Source organism: Delftia sp. NA_296.1 (assembly GCF_052692095.1).
This window is the reverse complement of record NZ_JBQZGF010000008.1, coordinates 228977-245611: the sequence shown is the minus strand read 5'-3', so window position 1 is coordinate 245611 and position 16635 is coordinate 228977. Positions and strand designations below refer to the sequence as shown.

The following is a 16635-nucleotide window of genomic DNA, read 5'->3' as shown; positions in this document are numbered from 1 at the left end:
GCCATGATGTCCCTTCTGCCTTCCTCCTGCGCCCCCCGCACTCCGGCTCACACTCCGGGCCGCACGCCGCGGCGCCTGAAACCTGCCACCGTGGCGCGCCGCTGCGTGGGCAGCCTGATTCTGCTGGCCGGCGCGGTCATCGTGACCGGAGATCTAGTGGCGCTGTGGCGCGGCGCAGGCACCGATGCCGCACCCGCCGCCGCAGCCATTGCACCCGCCAGCGGCCTGGTGCCAACCGCCCGATAGGCATCCCCCCCTGCAACCGCGTGCCCCCGCCAGCGGAAAGGCCCCCATGAACGACACCGTGCTTGCGGCTGAACAGGGCCGCTTCGGCGCCATCGAGCCGGACCACGGCCACGCGGGCACGCCCAGCCTGCCGCAGGTGCATCGCAGCATTGCCGTGCCGCGCGGCGACAGCCGCTCGGACAACGCGCGCCGCGTGCTGGCGTTTGCCGGGCCCGGCTACATGGTGGCCGTGGGCTACATGGACCCGGGCAACTGGGCCACCTCCATCGCGGGCGGCTCGCAGTTCGGCTACTCGCTGCTGGCGGTGATCTTTGCCTCCAACCTGATGGCCATGCTGTTCCAGGCGGCGGCCGTGCGCCTGGGCCTGGCCAGCGGGCGGGACCTGGCCCAGGCCTGCCGCGCGCAGTTTTCCCCGCGCATCAACCTGGTGCTGTGGTTCTTCTGCGAGATCGCCATCGTGGCCTGCAACCTGGCCGAGGTGCTGGGCATGGCCATCGGCCTGAACCTGCTGTTCGGCCTGCCGCTGGTGGCCGGGGTGTGCATCACGGTGGTGGATGTGATGCTGATCCTGGCGCTGCAAAGCCGGGGCTTTCGCTGCCTGGAGTCGGTGGTGATCGCCCTGGTGGCCGTGATCGGCCTGTGCTTTGCCGCCCAGCTGGTGTGGCTGCAGCCGCCCGTGGCAGCCGTGCTGCGCGGGCTGCTGCCGGGCATGGAGATCGTGGCCAATCCGCAGATGCTGTACCTGGCCGTGGGCATCGTGGGGGCCACGGTGATGCCGCACAACCTCTACCTGCATTCGTCCATCGTGCAGACACGCCGGCATGACACCACGCCCCAGGGCACGCGCCAGGCCATCCGCCTGGCCACGCTGGACTCCACGGTGGCGCTGGGGCTGGCGCTGTTCGTGAACGCCGCCATCCTGGTGGTGGCGGCCGGCGCGTTCAACCGGCCCGGCCAGGCGCCGGTGACCGAGCTGTCGGACGCCTACCACCTGCTGTCCCCGCTGCTGGGCGTGGGCATCGCCAGCGCGGTGTTCGGCGTGGCGCTGCTGGCCTCGGGGCTGAGTTCCTCGGTCACGGGCACGCTGGCCGGGCAGATCGTGATGGAGGGTTTCTTGCAGATCCGCCTGTCGCCCGCGCTGCGCGCCCTGCTGACGCGCTGCATTGCCATCGTGCCCGCCGTGGTGGCCACCGCCTGGTACGGCAGCACCGGCGCCAGCGCCCTGCTGGTGTTCAGCCAGGTGGTGCTGAGCCTGCAATTGCCGTTTGCCATCGTGCCGCTGCTGCTGTTCACCACGCGGCGCAAGACGCTGGGCGAGCTGGCCTTTGGCCCCAGGATGTCGGCGGTGCTGTGGGGCTGCGCGGCCCTGGTGGTGTCGCTGAACCTGTGGATGCTGCAGCGGCTGCTGACGGCCTGATCGCCCGAACCGTGCATGGCGCCACGCGGCGCCTTCATAGACGTTTTGCTTCTATCAAACGCCGCTCTTGTTCGTTGGTGGCTTGCCGCGAAGTTCTTAGATTGGTGCCTATAGCCACCAACCCGCGAATTCTCCGCAAGGACGACGACATGACAGCCCTCACTTTGGAAACCGCCCTGCCCCAGGCTCTGGAAGAGGCGCAGGAACACGCCCGCGCACAGGGGCTGGGCCACGCAGGCGGCGTGCGCCCGCCCGTGGCCTGGGCGCTGGTGCAGGCCGGCCAGGCCGTGCTGGTCGATGTGCGCACGGCCGAGGAACGCAAGTTCGTCGGGCAGGTGCCCGATACCCTGCACGTGCCCTGGGCCACGGGCACGGCGCTGACGCGCAACCCGCGCTTTGCCCGCGAGCTGGAAGCGCGCCTGGCACCGCACGGCGGCAAGGAGGCCGTGGCCCTGCTGCTGTGCCGCAGCGGCAAGCGCTCGGTGCTGGCGGCCCAGGCGGCCGCCCAGGCCGGGTTCGCCCATGTGTTCAACGTGCTCGAAGGCTTCGAGGGCGAGATCGACGCGCGTCAGCAGCGCGGCAAAAACGACGGCTGGCGCTTCCACGGCCTGCCCTGGATTCAAGACTGAAGGAGCACGCAGATGGCCAGTTTCGACATTGCCGGACTCACCCAGAACCTGCATGCGGCGCGCCGCGAATGGCGCGAGGCCCACGGCCGCACCCAGGAGCCCGGGGCGCGCGAGTTTCCCTCGCGCGACGCGCTTTCCACCCTCATTGACCAGCTCAAGGCGGCCCTGTTTCCCATGCGCCTGGGCCCGCACGACCTGCGCCAGGAAAGCGAGGACATCTTCGTGGCCCACCAGCTGGACTCGGCCCTGCATGCGCTGCTGGGCCAGATACGGCTGGAGCTGCGGCTGTCCGCGCCCCACACGGCAGCGGGCGCCGACGCCATGGCGCTGGACATCGCACGCGCCTTTGCCGAGTCCCTGCCCCAGATCCGCCGCCTGCTCGACAGCGATGTGCTGGCCGCCTTCCAGGGCGATCCCGCCGCGCGCAGCGTGGACGAGGTGCTGCTGTGCTATCCGGGCGTGCTGGCCATGATCCACCACCGCCTGGCCCATCAGCTGTACCTGCTGGAGCAGCCGCTGCTGGCGCGCATCGTGGCCGAGCTGTCGCATGCGCAGACGGGCATCGACATCCACCCGGGCGCGAAGATCGGGCGGGGCTTTTTCATGGACCACGGCACGGGCGTGGTGATCGGCGAGACCGCCGTGATCGGCGAACGCGTGCGGCTGTACCAGGCCGTCACCCTGGGCGCCAAGCGCTTTCCCACCGATGAGCACGGCCACCTGCGCAAGGGCCTGGCGCGCCATCCGGTGGTGGAGGACGACGTGGTCATCTACGCGGGCGCCACCATCCTGGGCCGCGTCACGCTGGGGCGCGGCGCCGTCATCGGCGGCAATGTCTGGGTGACCGAGGACGTGCCGCCCGGCGCCCATGTCACCCAGGCCCATGCGCGCGAGCACGCGCAGCAGCCCCGGGAGGTGGCCCTATGAGCACCCGGCTTGTCACCAGCTTCGGCATTGCCGTGCGCCAGGCGCGCGAGGCCCATGGCTGGTCGCAGGAGCGGCTGGCCGAGCACTCGGACCTGAACCGCTCCTACGTGGGCGAGATAGAGCGCGGCCGCGTCATCGCCTCGCTGCTGACCGTGGAGAAGCTGGCCGTCTCGCTGGGCGTGCAGCCCTCGGCCCTGGTCATGCGCGGCGAAACCGTGGCCCACGACCAGCTGGTGCGCGGCCTGCGCTTGGCGGCTATAGCATGTTGAAGACATGTGCGCGGGCCGGGACACTGGCCCTGTTTCCCCTCCTTCCCCTTCCCTTTTTCCTGAACTGATCACGGAGTCTGCACATGTCGGCAACAGTGGGCGGCACGACCGCGCTAGGCGACAACGCCGCGCGGCAACTGGCCAACGCAACCAAAACCGTTCCCCAGCTTTCGACCATCAGCCCGCGCTGGCTGACGCACCTGCTGCAATGGTCGCCGGTGGAGGCCGGCATCTACCGCCTCAACCGCGTCAAGAACCCGGAGGCCATCAAGGTCACCTGCACGGCCAAGCAGGAAGACAACCAGCTGCCGCGCACCTATGTGGACTACGAGGAGCAGCCGCGCGAGTACTTCCTCAACGCCGTCTCCACCATTCTGGATGTGCACACGCGCATCTCCGACCTCTACAGCAGCCCGCATGACCAGATCAAGGAACAGCTGCGCCTGACCATCGAGACCATCAAGGAGAACCAGGAAAGCGAGCTGATCAACAACCCCGACTACGGCCTGCTGGCCCAGGTCACGGACGAGCAGCGCATCTTCCCGCTGACCGGCGCGCCCACGCCCGACGACCTGGACGAGCTGCTGACCAAGGTCTGGAAGGAGCCCGCCTTCTTCCTGACCCATCCGCTGGCCATTGCCGCCTTTGGCCGCGAGGCCACGCGCCGCGGCACGCCGCCACCCACGGTCAGCCTGTTCGGCTCGCAGTTCATCACCTGGCGCGGCATTCCGCTGATCCCCTCGGACAAGGTGCCCGTGGCCGATGGCAAGAGCAAGATCCTGCTGCTGCGCGTGGGCGACAAGCGCCAGGGCGTGGTCGGCCTGTACCAGCCCGGCCTGCCGGGCGAGCAAAGCCCGGGCCTGTCGGTGCGCTTCATGGGCATCAACAACCATGCCATCGCGTCCTACCTGATCTCGCTGTACTGCTCGCTGGCCGTGCTCACGCCCGACGCGCTAGCCGTGCTCGACGATGTCGAGATCGGCAAGTACCACGACTATCCCGACACCTACAAGTAAAGAGGCCGGGCGTTGACCGTGTCTGCAATCACCTCCGTGGCGCCCCAGGCGCCCTTCGACCCCGAGGCGCTGGCGCGCATGGCCAACGCCCTGTTCTCCGCCGCACCGGGATCGGCTCCTGCCCTGCCCGGCCTGCCTGCTGGCGTGCAGGCCCCCGTGAACGTGGCGCCGCCCGGCTCGCCGCTGGCCAGCCCCGCAGGCCTGGGCCCCGGCGTGCCGGGCACGCCCATCCCGCAGGGCCTGGCGCCGGGCAGCAACCTGCTGCCGGCCTCACCCGCGCCGCTGGCCTCGCTGGCCCACCGCGCGCCCGCGCTGCTGCCCCATGCCCAGGCCGGCAACGGCGTGCCCGACCATGTCGTGAGCGCCCTGCCCGCCTACGAGCCGCGCCTGGGATCGCAGGTGCTGGGCGTGCCCCAGCGCCAGGGCGATCCGCTGGATGCGCTGGCCGCGCTCCCGTTCACGGCACCTGCGGCATCTGCCGTGCCGCGCATCGGCGTGCCCACCGAAGGGCCCGGCATTGCGTCCGCCGTGCCTTCGGCCGAGCCGCGCTTTTACTTTGTCGATCCCGTGGTGCTGCCCGCCGGCTACACCACGCCGGCCCACCCCCTGCAGCGCCAGCAGGCTTCGCACGGGGCAAGGCATGGCACGGCCGGCGTGCAGGCGCCCTTCGACGTGCATGCCGTGCGCAGGGACTTTCCCATCCTGTCCGAGCGCGTCAACGGCCGGCCCCTGGCCTGGCTGGACAACGCGGCCACCACGCACAAGCCGCGCGCGGTGATAGAGCGCATCCGCCACTTCTACGAGCACGAGAACTCCAACATCCACCGCGCAGCCCATGAACTGGCTGCCCGCGCCACCGACGCCTACGAGGGCGCGCGCGAGCGCGTGCGCCGCTTCATCAACGCGCCCGACGTGAACGAGGTCATCTTCGTGCGCGGCACCACCGAGGCCATCAACCTCGTGGCCAAGAGCTGGGGCTGGCAGCATGTGGGCGAGGGCGACGAGATCATCGTCTCCCACCTGGAGCACCACGCCAACATCGTGCCCTGGCAGCAGCTGGCGGCCGCCAAGGGCGCGAAGATCCGCGTGATCCCGGTGGACGACTCGGGCCAGGTGCTCATCGATGAATACCGCAGGCTGCTGAACCCGCGCACCAAGATCGTCTCCGTCACCCAGGTCTCCAACGCGCTGGGCACGGTCGTGCCCGTGCAGCAGATCGTGGAGCTGGCCCACCAGGCGGGCGCCCGGGCCCTGGTCGATGGCGCGCAGTCGGTCTCGCACATGGCCGTGGACGTGCAGGCCATCGGTGCGGACTTCTTCGTGTTCTCGGGCCACAAGGTCTTCGGCCCCACGGGCATCGGCGTGGTCTGGGGCCGGCGCGAGGTGCTGGAGGACATGCCGCCCTGGCAGGGCGGCGGCAACATGATTGCCGACGTGACCTTCGAGAAAACCGTCTACCAGCCCCTGCCCAACACCTTCGAGGCCGGCACCGGCAACATTGCCGACGCCGTGGGCCTGGGCGCCGCCATCGACTACGTGCAGGCCCTGGGCATGGAGCGCATCGCGCGCTACGAGCACGATCTGCTGCAGTACGGCACACAGGCGCTGGCGCCTATCCCCGGCCTTCGCCTGATCGGCACGGCGGCCGACAAGGCCAGCGTGCTGTCCTTCGTGCTCAAGGGCTGGACCACGGCCGAGGTGGGCGAGGCGCTCAACGCCGAAGGCATCGCCGTGCGAACCGGCCACCACTGCGCCCAGCCCATCCTGCGGCGCTTCGGCGTGGAGACCACGGTGCGGCCCTCGCTGGCCTTCTACAACACCACCGAGGAAATCGACCGGCTGGCGGCCGTGGTGCAGGGGCTGGCGGCGCGCAGGCGGGGTTGAGCCACGGGCTCAGCCCAGGCGTCTTGCAAAGGCGTCGCCCGTGGCGGCCATGCCCAGGCGGCCGTGCCCAGGCGGCCGCCACGTCGCTGGCGCCGCTTGCGCCAGGTGTGCCGCATGCCGGCCCCGGTGGCCATGCCGCGCCACGGCAGCGGGCGGAACACGGCATTGGAGTCATGAAAAAGCATTGCCAAAATAAGAATGATCCTATGGATTTTCATAAATCATAGGAATAGACTTTGGAGCACGCCCATCAAACTCTTCTGCATCGTTTCCGGTTTCATTCATATGAAAAAAATCAGATATTTTCTCATTCCGGCAACGCTTTGCTTTTCTGTAAGCTCCATTTATGGAGGCATGTTTACCCCGGCAGTATCCATCGTCCAATTACCGGAAATCATCAACGTTCCCGCAGGAAATATCATGAATGGATCAGTGCTATGGGAATCGCCCATGTTCAAATCCACTCTCGACACAATTTCCTACAGTGTGCTTTCGGGGCCATCTTCAGAAATATGGCCCCAAATCATGAACCCCACTACGCTGGACGGCGATATCTACTCCACATCTTTGCGCGGAATAGGAATCCGTTGGCGTGCCACATGGAAAGCCAGGAATTTCCCCAATGGCAAAACCATGTCCATCACCACTACGTCCAACAATTCAGGAGCCACGGGATGGCAAAAGGATGATGTACATGAGCAAACCATATGGATGCAACTCATCAAGACAGGCGCCGTTCAATCGGGCACTTTCAGCGTCAGCAGCTATGCAACCGCCCGGTTTGACTGCAATAGCCTTTGCAATATCTGGTCCGTGATGGCGGCCGGCAGCACCGTGGTGCGCACAGGCGCCAGTTGCCGGGTGAAGACGAGCAACATCGCCGTGAACCTGCAGCGAATCAACAGGTCACAGTTCAACGGGATAGGCGCTACCTCCGCGCCCCAGCCATTCGATCTGGAACTGATCTGCACCGGGGGCGATGCCAATTCCACCCTGCGCCCGTTCGTCACGCTCACGGATGCCAACGATGCCGCCAACCGCTCCGATGTGCTGACGGTGACCGGAGGGGCTGCCGGCATCGGCATCCAGATCCGCAGCAGCGACAAGGTCATCAGCTACGGCGAGGACTCCGCCAACTTCGGCAATCCCAACCAGTGGCAGGCGGGCATCATCACCCCAAACACCAGCAACCACGTGATTCCATTGACGGCGCGCTATGTCCAGACCCAGCCCTCCGTCACCACGGGCCTGGCCAACGGACGGGCCACCTTCACGCTCAACTACCAGTGACCTGCCAGTGACCTGCCAGTGACACGCTGGCTGCATTGCGGCTGTGCAGTCGCCCCCGTGCCGATCCTGCGCTGCCGCCCCCGGCTGCGCTCACTCGGCTCTGGCCCCCGACACCCGCACCTGCTCGGCCGCCACGGGCATCTGCTCGCGCACGAAGCGCCAGAACGCGTCCACGCCCATGGGCTTGACGGGCAGCGAGCCTTGGTCGATGAACTGCTTTTGCACCTCGGGATTGCGCAGCGCCGTGGCCAGTGCGCCGTTCAGGCGCTCCAGCGCCGCACGCGGCGTGCCGGCCGGGGCAACCAGGCCGTACCAGGAGTCGGTGTAGAAGCCCTTGACGCCTGCTTCCTCGAACGTGGGCACATCGGGCAGGGCCGGCAGGCGCTGGCGCGAGGCCACGGCCAGGGCGCGCAGCTTGCCCGAGCGGATGAAGGGGATGGCGCCCGTGGTGAGCACGAAGTCCACGCGGCCCGCCATCAGGTCGGTCATGGCCGGGGCCGTGCCCTTGTAGGGGATGTGGGTGACATCCACGCCCGTGAGCTGCTTGAAGCTGGCGCCGGCCAGGTGCTGGCTGGAGCCCACGCCACCCGAGCCGTAGTTGAGCTGGCCCGGCCTGGCGCGCGCCGCCTCCAGCAGATCGTTGACCGAGCGCAGCGGCGAGGCCACGGGCACCAGCAGCACGCTGGGCGAGGTGGTGATCATGCCGATGGGCGCGAAGTCCTTGAGCGGGTCGTGGTTGAGCTTGGCATAGAGCGCGGAGTTCAGGCCGTGCGAGGCCACGGTGGCCAGCATGATGGTGTTGCCATCGGGCCTTGCGCGGGCCGCCGCGTCGCTGCCCAGGTTGCCGCCCGCACCGGCCCGGTTGTCGATGGTGATGGGCTGGCCCAGGGCCTCGCTCATGCGCGTGGCCGCCAGCCGCGCCACGTTGTCGGAGGGGCCGCCCGCAGGCCAGCCCACGATGAGGGTGATGGGGCCTTGCGCCAGGGCCGGCAGGGCCAGGGCGCACAGGGCCAGCGCAGCCAGGCTGCGGCGCGGCAGACAGTGCATGGCGGTCGTCCTTGTGAATTCAAAGGTTGGCATGGGCATGGCCTTCAGGGCTTGCCGTCCTGCCAGGGCATTTCGGTCCAGAGCTTGCGAAAGCCGGCCTCGGTGCGCTCCAGTTCGGCCGCGTAGGCGGGCGGCGCCAGGTAGCGCAGCGGCGCGTACATGGCCTCGGCCTGCTGCCTGAACTGCGGGTCGGCCGCGATGGCGGCCACGGCATCGACCAGCTTTTTGCGCACGCCTTCGGGCAAGCCCTTGGGCGCGGCCAGGCCGCGCAGGGAGGCCAGCTCGATATCAATACCCTGCTCCTTGAACGTAGGCACCTGCGGCGCCAGCGAGCTGCGCGCGGCCGACATCTGGCCCAGCAGGCGGATGGGAGTGCCGCCCTTCTGGTAGGCCAGCACCTCGCCCACGTTGATGGCGCCGATGGTGATCTGCTGGCCCGTGGCGGCGGCGCGCACCTCGCCCGCGCCCTTGTAGGGCACATGGGTGAGCTGCGTGCCCGTGGCCTTGGCGAACAGCAGCATGGCCAGGTGGTCGTCCGAGCCCGTGCCCGTGGTGCCCACGGTCACGGCGCCAGGGTTGGCCCGGGCGTAGGCGGCCAGGCCGGCCAGCGTGGTGATGGCGTTGCTGTTGTGGATGGCAAAGCCGCCCGGGTCGTCCACCAGGTTGCCCAGCAGGTCGTACTGGCTCCAGTGAAAGCTGCTCTTGCGCTCGATGGGAATGGTCAGCACGTTGGGCGTGTTGATGAAGCCGATGGTGTAGCCATCCGGCTTGGCGCGCGCCAGTTCGCCAAAGCCGATGCCTCCGCCCGCGCCGGGGCGGTTGAGCACGACCACGCTGCCGCCCAGCTTCTTTTCCAGATGGCGGGCCAGCAGCCGCGCCACCAGGTCGGTGCCGCCGCCGGGCCCGTAGGCCACGATCATCTCGATGTTGCGCGAGGGATAGGGGGCCTCGCTCTGCGCCTGGGCCTGGGCCAGGGCCGGCAGCGCCATGCAGGCGGCGGCCAGGCCTGCGCACAATGCGCGCCTTGCTTGCTGTGTCATCTTTGTCTCCTGGGTCGCCTCTTGCAGTGGTCTGAGAGGCTTTGTAGTCATGGTGAAGGAAGCGGCTAACGGGACGGGGAAAAGGACAGGGAACGGGACGGGTCCAATGCCCGGGCGATGCGCTCGCGCGCATGCGGCCAGACCTCGGGATTGATCAGGCGCGCGGGCCGCTGGCCATTGGCCAGCAGTTGCACGATCTGGGTGGCAGCCAGCTCGGCGTTGTTGCGCCGGGCCTCGTGCGTGACACCGGCGGTGTGGAAGGTGGCCACCACCTGGGGCAGGGCCAGCAGCGGATGGGAGGCGGGCGGCGGCTCCTGGTCCCAGACATCGAGCCCGGCGCCGGCCAGGTGGCCGCTGGCCAGGGCGGCGTGCAGGGCGGCCTCGTCATGGATACCGCCGCGCGCCGTGCTCACGAAGATGGCGCCCGGCCGCATGGCCGCAAAGGCAGCGGCGTCCATCAGCCCCAGCGTGGAGGCATCGCGCGGGCAGTGCAGGGAGACGATGTCCGCGCGCTGCAGCAGCTCGTCGAAGCCGACGGCCTCGGCCCCGCGCGCCGCCAGGCCGGCTGCGTCGTAGGCCGGGTCGCAGCCGATCACCTGCATGCCGAAGGCCCGACCCAGGGCCGCGACGCGGCTGCCGGCCTCGCCCACGCCGACCAGGCCCAGGGTGCGGCCGCGCAGCTCGTGGCCCATAACGTCCTCGCGGCTGAAGCCCCGGGCCGGGGCGCGCAGCAGGCGGTCGGATTCGTTGATGCGGCGCAGCACGGACAGCATCAGCCCGATGGCCATCTCGGCCACCGAGTCCGCATTGCCACCCGACTGGTTCATCACGGCCACGCCGGCGCGCGTGCAGGCCTCGATGTCGATGGTGTCGCAGCCCGAGCCGCTGGAAGATACCGCCAGCAGTTCGGGGCAGCGTGCCAGCAGGTCCGCCGTGGCGAACCAGTGGCGCGGCAGCTCGTCCTTGGCGGCCGTGATCTGGTAGACCTGTGCGCCGGCCAGGGCCTGCCAGGCGGCGGCATCGTCGCCCTCGCGCCGGCAGGTGAGCAGCTGCACACCGGGCGCTGCCGAGACGATGCGGTCGAAGGCCGCGTCCAGCCAGTAGTCGAAGCGGACAACGCGGCGGTCCATCACAGCACCCCCTTGGCGGCCAGCGTGCGCGCCACCCAGGAACGGTCGGCACGGCCTGCGGCAATGGCGGCGAGCACGTCGGCCTCGTCGCGCTGTATGGCCTCCACGCGGTCGGCAATGGCGGCGGCCTCGGCGGCGGGCACGGCCAGCAGGCCGTCGCCGTCGCCCAGCACCAGGTCGCCCGGGTGGACGACCATGCCGTCGATGCTCACGGGCACATGCAGCTCGCCGGGGCCGTCCTTGTAGGGGCCACGGTGCGAGACGCCGCGCGCATACACGGGCAGCTCATGCTGGCCGATGGTGTCGCTGTCGCGGATCAGCCCGTCAATGACGATGCCGGCCGCGCCGCGCGCCATCATCAGCGCCAGCATGATCTCGCCAATGATGGCGTTGGGCCCGGCGCCGCCCGCGTCCACCACGATCACGTCGCCGGGGCCGCAGATGTCGATGGCCTGGTGCACCATGAGGTTGTCGCCGGGCCGCGTGCGCACGGTCAGCGCACGGCCCACCAGCGGTCCCTGGCGGCGGTGAAAAGGCCGCAGCGCCGAGGTGCCCGTGGTGCGGCTCATGGCGTCGCTGACATTGGCGACCGGAAAGCCGCGGTAGCGCTGCAGCAGCGCATCGCCAAGGGCGGCCTCGGGCCGGGCGTGGATATGGAATCCGGGAATCTTGCTCACTGCTGTGTCTCCGTCTGTGTCTGTGTCTGTTGTCTGTGCCGATACCGTTGTCTTGCCGCTCAGAACGCATCCCAGGCCTGCGCATGGCGCACGCAGGCCGGCGTGATCTGGTCCAGGCGCGTGGCGCCCAGCATGGCCATGTCGCGCAGCACCTCCTCGCGCAGCAGGGCCATGGCGTGGGTCACGCCCGCAGGTCCGGCCACCGAGGCCGCGTAGTTGAAGGGCCGGCCCACGAAGACGCAGCGCGCGCCCAGGGCCAGGGCCTTGAGCACGTCGGTGCCCCGGCGCACGCCGCTGTCCAGCATCACGGGCAGGCCGGGCACGGCGCGCACGATGCCGGGCAGCACGCGCAGCGGTGCCACGGAGCCGTCGAGCTGGCGCCCGCCGTGGTTGGAGACGATGAGGCCGTCGGCGCCGTGATCGCGCGCCAGCACGGCGTCTGCGGCCGAAAGAATGCCCTTGACCACGAGCTGCCCCTGCCAGCGCTGGCGGATGGCGGCCAGATGCGGCCAGGCCAGGTGGGAGCGGTCCGAGAAATCGCGCATCACGCTGGCCGACAGGATGGGCGCGCCCCGGTGCGCATAGTTGTTCTCGAAATGCGGCATGCCGTGGCGCCACAGGGTCTTGAGAAAGCTGCCGAACAGCCAGCGCGGGTGGCTGATGCCCTGCCAGGCCAGGCCCGGCCCGGGCCGCAGCGGCGTGGAGAAACCGGCGCGCACATTGTTCTCGCGGTTGGCGGCCACGGGCGTGTCCACCGTGATCACCAGGGTCTGCACGCCGGCGGCGGCCACGCGGTCCAGCAGCGCATCGATCTGGCCCTGGTCGCCCGGCAGGTAGGCCTGGAACCAGGTGTGGGGCGCGGCCGCCATCACCTCCTCCAGCCGGATCAGCGAGGAGCCGCTCATGATGGCCGGCACGCCCGCCTGCTGTGCGGCCTGGGCCAGCACCAGATCGCCCCGGTAGGCCGACAGCGCGGCAATGCCCATGGGCGCCACGCCGAACGGCGCGCCGTAGCGGCGCCCGAACAGCTCGAAGGAGGGGTCGCGCTGTGCCACGCCCACCAGCGCGCGCGGCACGAAGGCCAGCTCGGCAAAGGCGCGGCGGTTGTCCGCCAGCGAGGCGTTGTCCTCCACCGCCCCGCTGATGTAGGCATGGATGGGGCGCGGCAGGTGCCGCCGCGCCAGCCGCTCGAAATCATCGAGCGACAGCACCTGGCGCAGGCGACGCGGCGGCCGGGCAGGGGCTGGTGCAGCAGCTGCGGAAGCGGTGGCGGTGGTGGAGGGGACGGTGTTGGCAGGCATTGCCGGCCAATGTAGAAGGGCCAACCTGCAAAGAAAAGCGAAATAAATAGGAATCGATATTTCGATTTTGGAAGAATGTCGCCATGACCCTCAAACAGCTCGAAGCCTTCTACTGGGCCGCCACCTGCCTGAACTTCACCGTGGCCGCCGACCGCGTGCACCTGTCGGTCTCATCGCTGTCCAAGCGCATTGCGGAGCTGGAGGCCTCGCTGGGCGTGCAGCTGTTCGACCGCAGCGGCCGCGCCGCCGAACTCACGCCCCAGGGCGAGCAGCTGCTGCCGCGCATCCGCGAGCTGCTGCACGGCGCCGCCCAGCTGCGCGAGGCGGCGGGCCGCAGCGTGGGCCTGCAGGGCCGCTGCCGCATCGGCTTTGGCGAGCTCAGCGGCCTGACCTGGCTGCCCCGGCTGGTGCAGCGGGTGGCCGAGCTGCATCCCGACCTGCAGCTGGAGCCCCACACCGACATCGGCCAGGTGCTGGAGCAGCGCATCGTCGATGGCGAGCTGGACTGCGTGGTCATTGCCGGGCCGTCCTCGCGCAGCAGCCTGGCCTTCGAGCAGGTCGCCCAGGTGCGCTTTGTCTGGGCCGCCAGCGACGACTTCATCGCCCGCGCCGGCACCGGCCTGCCCCGGCGCCTGGTGCGCGAGCAACTGCTGATCGCCCTGCCCACCGGCTCGGGCGCCACGCGCACGCTGGACGACTGGCTGGGCCGCCACGGCCTGGCCGTGGAGCGGCGCCTTTCCTGCAACAGCTGGGGCGCCGTGGTGGGCATGGTGGTGGACGGCCTGGGCTTCACCTACATGCCCGAGCAATGGGCACTGGCCCTGCAGCAACGCGGCCGCCTGCGCGTGCTGGACGGCAGCGCCGAGGCCGCAAAGCACAGCGCGCTGGCCCCGCTGACCTACACCGTGCAATGGCGCCGCGACGATGCCCGGCCGCTGATCACGGAAATGCGCGAGATCATCCGCAGCGTGATCGATTTCCCGGCGCCGCGCTGTTTGAGTTGAATATCACTGATTTCAGGGATATTCAAAATGGCAATCCTGTAGTATTTGAATGAACAATCAATATCAACAATAAACACTCATCAATGCATTGATAGGGCATTGTCAATTTCAAATATCAATCGATTCAGTTCCTTCCCTATGGGAACACTCATCTTTCGCATGAATTTCTTGGCATACTGAAAATCCTTTCTCAAAGAAATTTGACAATCCTTTGCAAAAACTGCCTATGATTTAACAACTCTTTTCAATTATTCACGACTGGAACTCCTGCGGCTCCAGTCGATTTCCATTCATGAGCACTGCGCCTGCAAATACCAGTCTCCGCAGCCCTCACCCCGAATCCTGCGGTGCGCTGGCGCTTCAACCCATTGGTTCCGGCGACGAAGCCGCTCTCCTGGCCATCTTCGCCTCCACACGCGAGCAGGAGCGCGAACAATTCGGCTGGCCCGAGGAGCAATGGAATGCCTTCATTCGCCAGCAGTTCATGGCGCAGCACACCCAGTATTCGACGGCCTACGCCAACCCCAGTTTCGATCTGGTGCTGCGCGATGGCGAGATAGCGGGCCGGCTGTATGTGGACCGCAGCCCGCAGGAAATCCGCGTGGTGGATATCGCCCTGCTTCCCAGGCACCGTCGCCAGGGCGTGGGGCGGCAGTTGCTGCAGGCTTTGACGGATGAGTCAGATGCCCTGGGCATTGACCTGGGCCTGCATGTGGAGAAGAACAACCCCATCCTCGGTCACTACCAGCGCCTGGGCTTTGCCACCGAGGCCGATCGCGGCGTGTACTGGTATATGCGCCGCGCGCCGCAGCCTGCGCGCATGCCCGGCCTTGAGGATTTCACCGGCCTGGTCGGCACCGATTTCGCTTTGCAGCTCCCCGGTGCCGCGCCCGTGGCGCTGCGCCTGGAAAAGGCCACGGTCACGCAGGGATTGCTGGCCTCGCGCTGCTCGCTGCGCTTCAAGGGGCCTGACATCGGCCGCCCGACCCACGACACCTACCTTCTTTCCCACGAACGCCTGGGACGCTTTGCTCTGTTCCTGGGGCCCGTCGTGGATGCGGAGCCGGGGCAAACCAGCTACCAGGCACTCATCACACGCATGAACACGTCAATCAAGGAGGAGGAGACGCCATGAGCGAGGCATATATTGGAGAAATCCGTCTTTTTGCGGGCAACTTTGCCCCCCAGAACTGGGCATTGTGCGACGGCAGGCTGATTGCCATCAGCGAGAACGACACACTCTTCGCGCTGCTGGGTACCACCTATGGCGGCGACGGCGTCACCAACTTCGCACTGCCCAACCTGCAGGGCCGACTTCCTATTGGTCAAGGCCAGTTGCCGGGCGGGAGCAACCGCGTTCTGGGCCAGCAGATGGGTGCGGAAGACGTAACGCTGAACATCAACCAGTTGCCCGGGCACACCCACCCGTTCTCGGCGGCCGGCGCCGCCAGCACCAGCAAGCCACAACAGCAGGTACCGGCAGCCGTCACGGGGTTCAACCTCTACGCCCCCTCACCTGCCACGACTGCCGCCACCCTGGGACCCAGCTCGGTGCAGATCGTCGGCGGCGGGCAGCCGCACAACAACGTCATGCCCAGCCTGGTGCTGAGCTACATCATCTGCCTCTTCGGCATCTTCCCCAGCTTCACATAGCAGGAGCATTTCATGGAACCCTTTCTCGGAGAGATCCGCGCATTCGCCTTTGGCCAGGTCCCAAGGGGCTGGCTGCTGTGCAACGGAGCGATTCTGCCGATCAATACGAACCAGGCCTTGTTTGCGCTGCTGGGCACCCAATACGGCGGCAATGGCTCGACGAACTTCGGCCTGCCCGATCTGCGTGGTCGCGCGCCCATTGGATACGGTGGCGGCGTTGTGCTCGGCTTGATCGACGGTACGGAAAACGTCACGCTGACGCCCAGCCAGATGCCCCTGCACACCCACCAGCTGCTGTCCAGCGCCGCAGTGGCCACCACCAATGTCCCCGGCGGCAATGTGATGGCCGAGGCCGCCAATGGCCTGTCTGCCTATGGCGCGCCCACCAATTCCTTCATGGCTGCCCCCGCCGTGAGCACCAGCGGCGGCAGCCAGCCTCACCAGAACATGCAGCCCTCGCTGGTCATCAACTGGTGCATCGCCAGCTCCGGGATCTTCCCGCCCCGCAACTGAACAAGCCTCCCCCCAAGGAAACATCCATATGGCAGATCCCTTCTACGGCGAGGTCCGCGCATTCGGCTTCTCCTTCGCTCCTGTCAACTGGGCCTTTTGCGCAGGCCAGACCATACAGGTACAGCAGAATGCAGCGCTTTTTTCGGTCATCGGAAACCAGTTCGGCGGTAACGGAACCACCAACTTCATGCTGCCCAATCTGCAGGGCAGAGCCGCCATGGGCGCCGGCACGGGACCTGGACTGAGCTCCCGCAACATCGGTGAAACCCTGGGCACAGCCACCGAAACGCTGACCCTTGCGCAGATACCGGCGCACAGCCACGGCATCAGCGCCCAGGGCGCCGGCGCCACAGCGGCCATCCCCAGCGGCAACTTGCTGGCGCAGGGCATGCAAGGCGTACCGCCCCGGGGCAGCGCCAGGCCCACCTATGCAGCGGGAGCTGCCACTTCGGCCATGGCGCCCACAGCGCTGCTGCCCGTCGGCGGCAACCAGGCCCACAGCAATATGCAACCCGTGCTGGCGCTGAATTTCTGCATCTGCCTGTACGGCGAATTCCCCGTCAGGCCCTGACGTTCTTCCACCTCCAGCCAT

The 16635-nt window shown here is 68.0% G+C and carries 18 protein-coding genes; 13 read left to right on the top strand and 5 right to left on the bottom strand.

What is annotated here, in order from left to right; all coding sequences use genetic code 11:
* Positions 1–3 precede the first annotated feature (3 nt).
* From ACUTR7_RS20570 to ACUTR7_RS20535, 8 genes are all read left to right on the top strand, one after another.
* Entirely contained in the window at positions 4–246 is a 243-nt protein-coding gene (locus tag ACUTR7_RS20570) for a hypothetical protein (RefSeq protein ID WP_445609702.1), read from the top strand.
* A 46-nt stretch (positions 247–292) separates the two neighbouring features.
* Positions 293–1663, top strand: a complete 1371-nt coding sequence (locus tag ACUTR7_RS20565; protein ID WP_012207584.1) for an Nramp family divalent metal transporter — start codon at positions 293–295, stop codon at positions 1661–1663.
* Between the two features lie 149 nt (positions 1664–1812).
* The gene (locus ACUTR7_RS20560; RefSeq protein ID WP_043790997.1) at positions 1813–2292 is read left to right on the top strand and encodes a rhodanese-like domain-containing protein; all 480 of its coding nucleotides are present in this window, start codon (positions 1813–1815) and stop codon (positions 2290–2292) included.
* A gap of 12 nt (positions 2293–2304) precedes the next feature.
* Positions 2305–3219, top strand: coding sequence for a serine O-acetyltransferase EpsC (gene epsC, locus ACUTR7_RS20555; protein ID WP_013800567.1), 915 nt, complete (start codon positions 2305–2307; stop codon positions 3217–3219).
* Positions 3216–3488 carry a helix-turn-helix domain-containing protein gene (locus ACUTR7_RS20550; RefSeq protein ID WP_012207587.1) on the top strand — a complete coding sequence of 91 codons (273 nt, stop codon included), beginning with the start codon at positions 3216–3218 and terminating at the stop codon, positions 3486–3488. Before epsC ends, ACUTR7_RS20550 begins: the two co-directional genes overlap by 4 nt.
* A gap of 83 nt (positions 3489–3571) precedes the next feature.
* Entirely contained in the window at positions 3572–4504 is a 933-nt protein-coding gene (locus ACUTR7_RS20545) for a family 2A encapsulin nanocompartment shell protein (protein ID WP_013800566.1), read from the top strand.
* Between the two features lie 12 nt (positions 4505–4516).
* A complete protein-coding gene (locus ACUTR7_RS20540; RefSeq protein WP_445609701.1) occupies positions 4517–6388 on the top strand; it encodes a family 2A encapsulin nanocompartment cargo protein cysteine desulfurase in 1872 nt (623 codons plus the stop codon).
* A gap of 285 nt (positions 6389–6673) precedes the next feature.
* A complete protein-coding gene (locus ACUTR7_RS20535) occupies positions 6674–7678 on the top strand; it encodes a fimbrial protein (RefSeq protein ID WP_445609700.1) in 1005 nt (334 codons plus the stop codon).
* Between the two features lie 90 nt (positions 7679–7768).
* On the opposite strand, the gene ACUTR7_RS20530 is transcribed toward ACUTR7_RS20535, so the two are convergent.
* From ACUTR7_RS20530 to ACUTR7_RS20510, 5 genes are all read right to left on the bottom strand, one after another.
* Complete coding sequence (locus ACUTR7_RS20530) at positions 7769–8725, bottom strand: Bug family tripartite tricarboxylate transporter substrate binding protein (RefSeq protein ID WP_034363353.1); 957 nt, start codon at positions 8723–8725, stop codon at positions 7769–7771.
* A gap of 44 nt (positions 8726–8769) precedes the next feature.
* Positions 8770–9765, bottom strand: coding sequence for a tripartite tricarboxylate transporter substrate binding protein (locus tag ACUTR7_RS20525; RefSeq protein WP_063328435.1), 996 nt, complete (start codon positions 9763–9765; stop codon positions 8770–8772).
* Positions 9766–9830: 65 nt separating this feature from the next.
* Positions 9831–10895, bottom strand: a complete 1065-nt coding sequence (locus ACUTR7_RS20520) for a hydroxyacid dehydrogenase (RefSeq protein ID WP_445609699.1) — start codon at positions 10893–10895, stop codon at positions 9831–9833.
* Entirely contained in the window at positions 10895–11572 is a 678-nt protein-coding gene (locus ACUTR7_RS20515) for an RraA family protein (protein WP_034400240.1), read from the bottom strand. Before ACUTR7_RS20515 ends, ACUTR7_RS20520 begins: the two co-directional genes overlap by 1 nt.
* A gap of 59 nt (positions 11573–11631) precedes the next feature.
* Positions 11632–12873, bottom strand: coding sequence for an alpha-hydroxy acid oxidase (locus ACUTR7_RS20510; protein WP_445609698.1), 1242 nt, complete (start codon positions 12871–12873; stop codon positions 11632–11634).
* Between the two features lie 83 nt (positions 12874–12956).
* Here ACUTR7_RS20510 and ACUTR7_RS20505 point away from each other — a divergent pair, with 83 nt between their 5' ends.
* The 5 genes from ACUTR7_RS20505 to ACUTR7_RS20485 all read left to right on the top strand — a co-directional run bounded on the left by ACUTR7_RS20505 (position 12957) and on the right by ACUTR7_RS20485 (position 16614).
* Positions 12957–13877, top strand: a complete 921-nt coding sequence (locus ACUTR7_RS20505) for a LysR family transcriptional regulator (RefSeq protein ID WP_319076460.1) — start codon at positions 12957–12959, stop codon at positions 13875–13877.
* A 292-nt stretch (positions 13878–14169) separates the two neighbouring features.
* Positions 14170–15012, top strand: a complete 843-nt coding sequence (locus ACUTR7_RS20500) for a GNAT family N-acetyltransferase (protein ID WP_445609697.1) — start codon at positions 14170–14172, stop codon at positions 15010–15012.
* On the top strand, positions 15009–15530 hold the full coding sequence (locus tag ACUTR7_RS20495) for a phage tail protein (protein WP_099752664.1): 522 nt from the start codon (positions 15009–15011) through the stop codon (positions 15528–15530). Before ACUTR7_RS20500 ends, ACUTR7_RS20495 begins: the two co-directional genes overlap by 4 nt.
* Positions 15531–15542: 12 nt before the next feature.
* Positions 15543–16043, top strand: a complete 501-nt coding sequence (locus tag ACUTR7_RS20490; RefSeq protein ID WP_445609696.1) for a phage tail protein — start codon at positions 15543–15545, stop codon at positions 16041–16043.
* A 28-nt stretch (positions 16044–16071) separates the two neighbouring features.
* Positions 16072–16614 (top strand): phage tail protein, encoded by a 543-nt coding sequence (locus ACUTR7_RS20485; protein ID WP_445609695.1) that lies wholly within the window; start codon positions 16072–16074, stop codon positions 16612–16614.
* Positions 16615–16635 lie beyond the last annotated feature (21 nt).

Coding starts and splice junctions, on each gene's coding strand:
- ACUTR7_RS20570 (WP_445609702.1), top strand. CDS start 4: ATGATGTCCCTTCTGCCTTCCTCCTGCGCCCCCCGCACTCCGGCTCAC.
- ACUTR7_RS20565 (WP_012207584.1), top strand. CDS start 293: ATGAACGACACCGTGCTTGCGGCTGAACAGGGCCGCTTCGGCGCCATC.
- ACUTR7_RS20560 (WP_043790997.1), top strand. CDS start 1,813: ATGACAGCCCTCACTTTGGAAACCGCCCTGCCCCAGGCTCTGGAAGAG.
- epsC (WP_013800567.1), top strand. CDS start 2,305: ATGGCCAGTTTCGACATTGCCGGACTCACCCAGAACCTGCATGCGGCG.
- ACUTR7_RS20550 (WP_012207587.1), top strand. CDS start 3,216: ATGAGCACCCGGCTTGTCACCAGCTTCGGCATTGCCGTGCGCCAGGCG.
- ACUTR7_RS20545 (WP_013800566.1), top strand. CDS start 3,572: ATGTCGGCAACAGTGGGCGGCACGACCGCGCTAGGCGACAACGCCGCG.
- ACUTR7_RS20535 (WP_445609700.1), top strand. CDS start 6,674: ATGAAAAAAATCAGATATTTTCTCATTCCGGCAACGCTTTGCTTTTCT.
- ACUTR7_RS20530 (WP_034363353.1), bottom strand. CDS start 8,725: ATGCACTGTCTGCCGCGCCGCAGCCTGGCTGCGCTGGCCCTGTGCGCC.
- ACUTR7_RS20525 (WP_063328435.1), bottom strand. CDS start 9,765: ATGACACAGCAAGCAAGGCGCGCATTGTGCGCAGGCCTGGCCGCCGCC.
- ACUTR7_RS20520 (WP_445609699.1), bottom strand. CDS start 10,895: ATGGACCGCCGCGTTGTCCGCTTCGACTACTGGCTGGACGCGGCCTTC.
- ACUTR7_RS20510 (WP_445609698.1), bottom strand. CDS start 12,873: ATGCCTGCCAACACCGTCCCCTCCACCACCGCCACCGCTTCCGCAGCT.
- ACUTR7_RS20505 (WP_319076460.1), top strand. CDS start 12,957: ATGACCCTCAAACAGCTCGAAGCCTTCTACTGGGCCGCCACCTGCCTG.
- ACUTR7_RS20500 (WP_445609697.1), top strand. CDS start 14,170: ATGAGCACTGCGCCTGCAAATACCAGTCTCCGCAGCCCTCACCCCGAA.
- ACUTR7_RS20495 (WP_099752664.1), top strand. CDS start 15,009: ATGAGCGAGGCATATATTGGAGAAATCCGTCTTTTTGCGGGCAACTTT.
- ACUTR7_RS20490 (WP_445609696.1), top strand. CDS start 15,543: ATGGAACCCTTTCTCGGAGAGATCCGCGCATTCGCCTTTGGCCAGGTC.
- ACUTR7_RS20485 (WP_445609695.1), top strand. CDS start 16,072: ATGGCAGATCCCTTCTACGGCGAGGTCCGCGCATTCGGCTTCTCCTTC.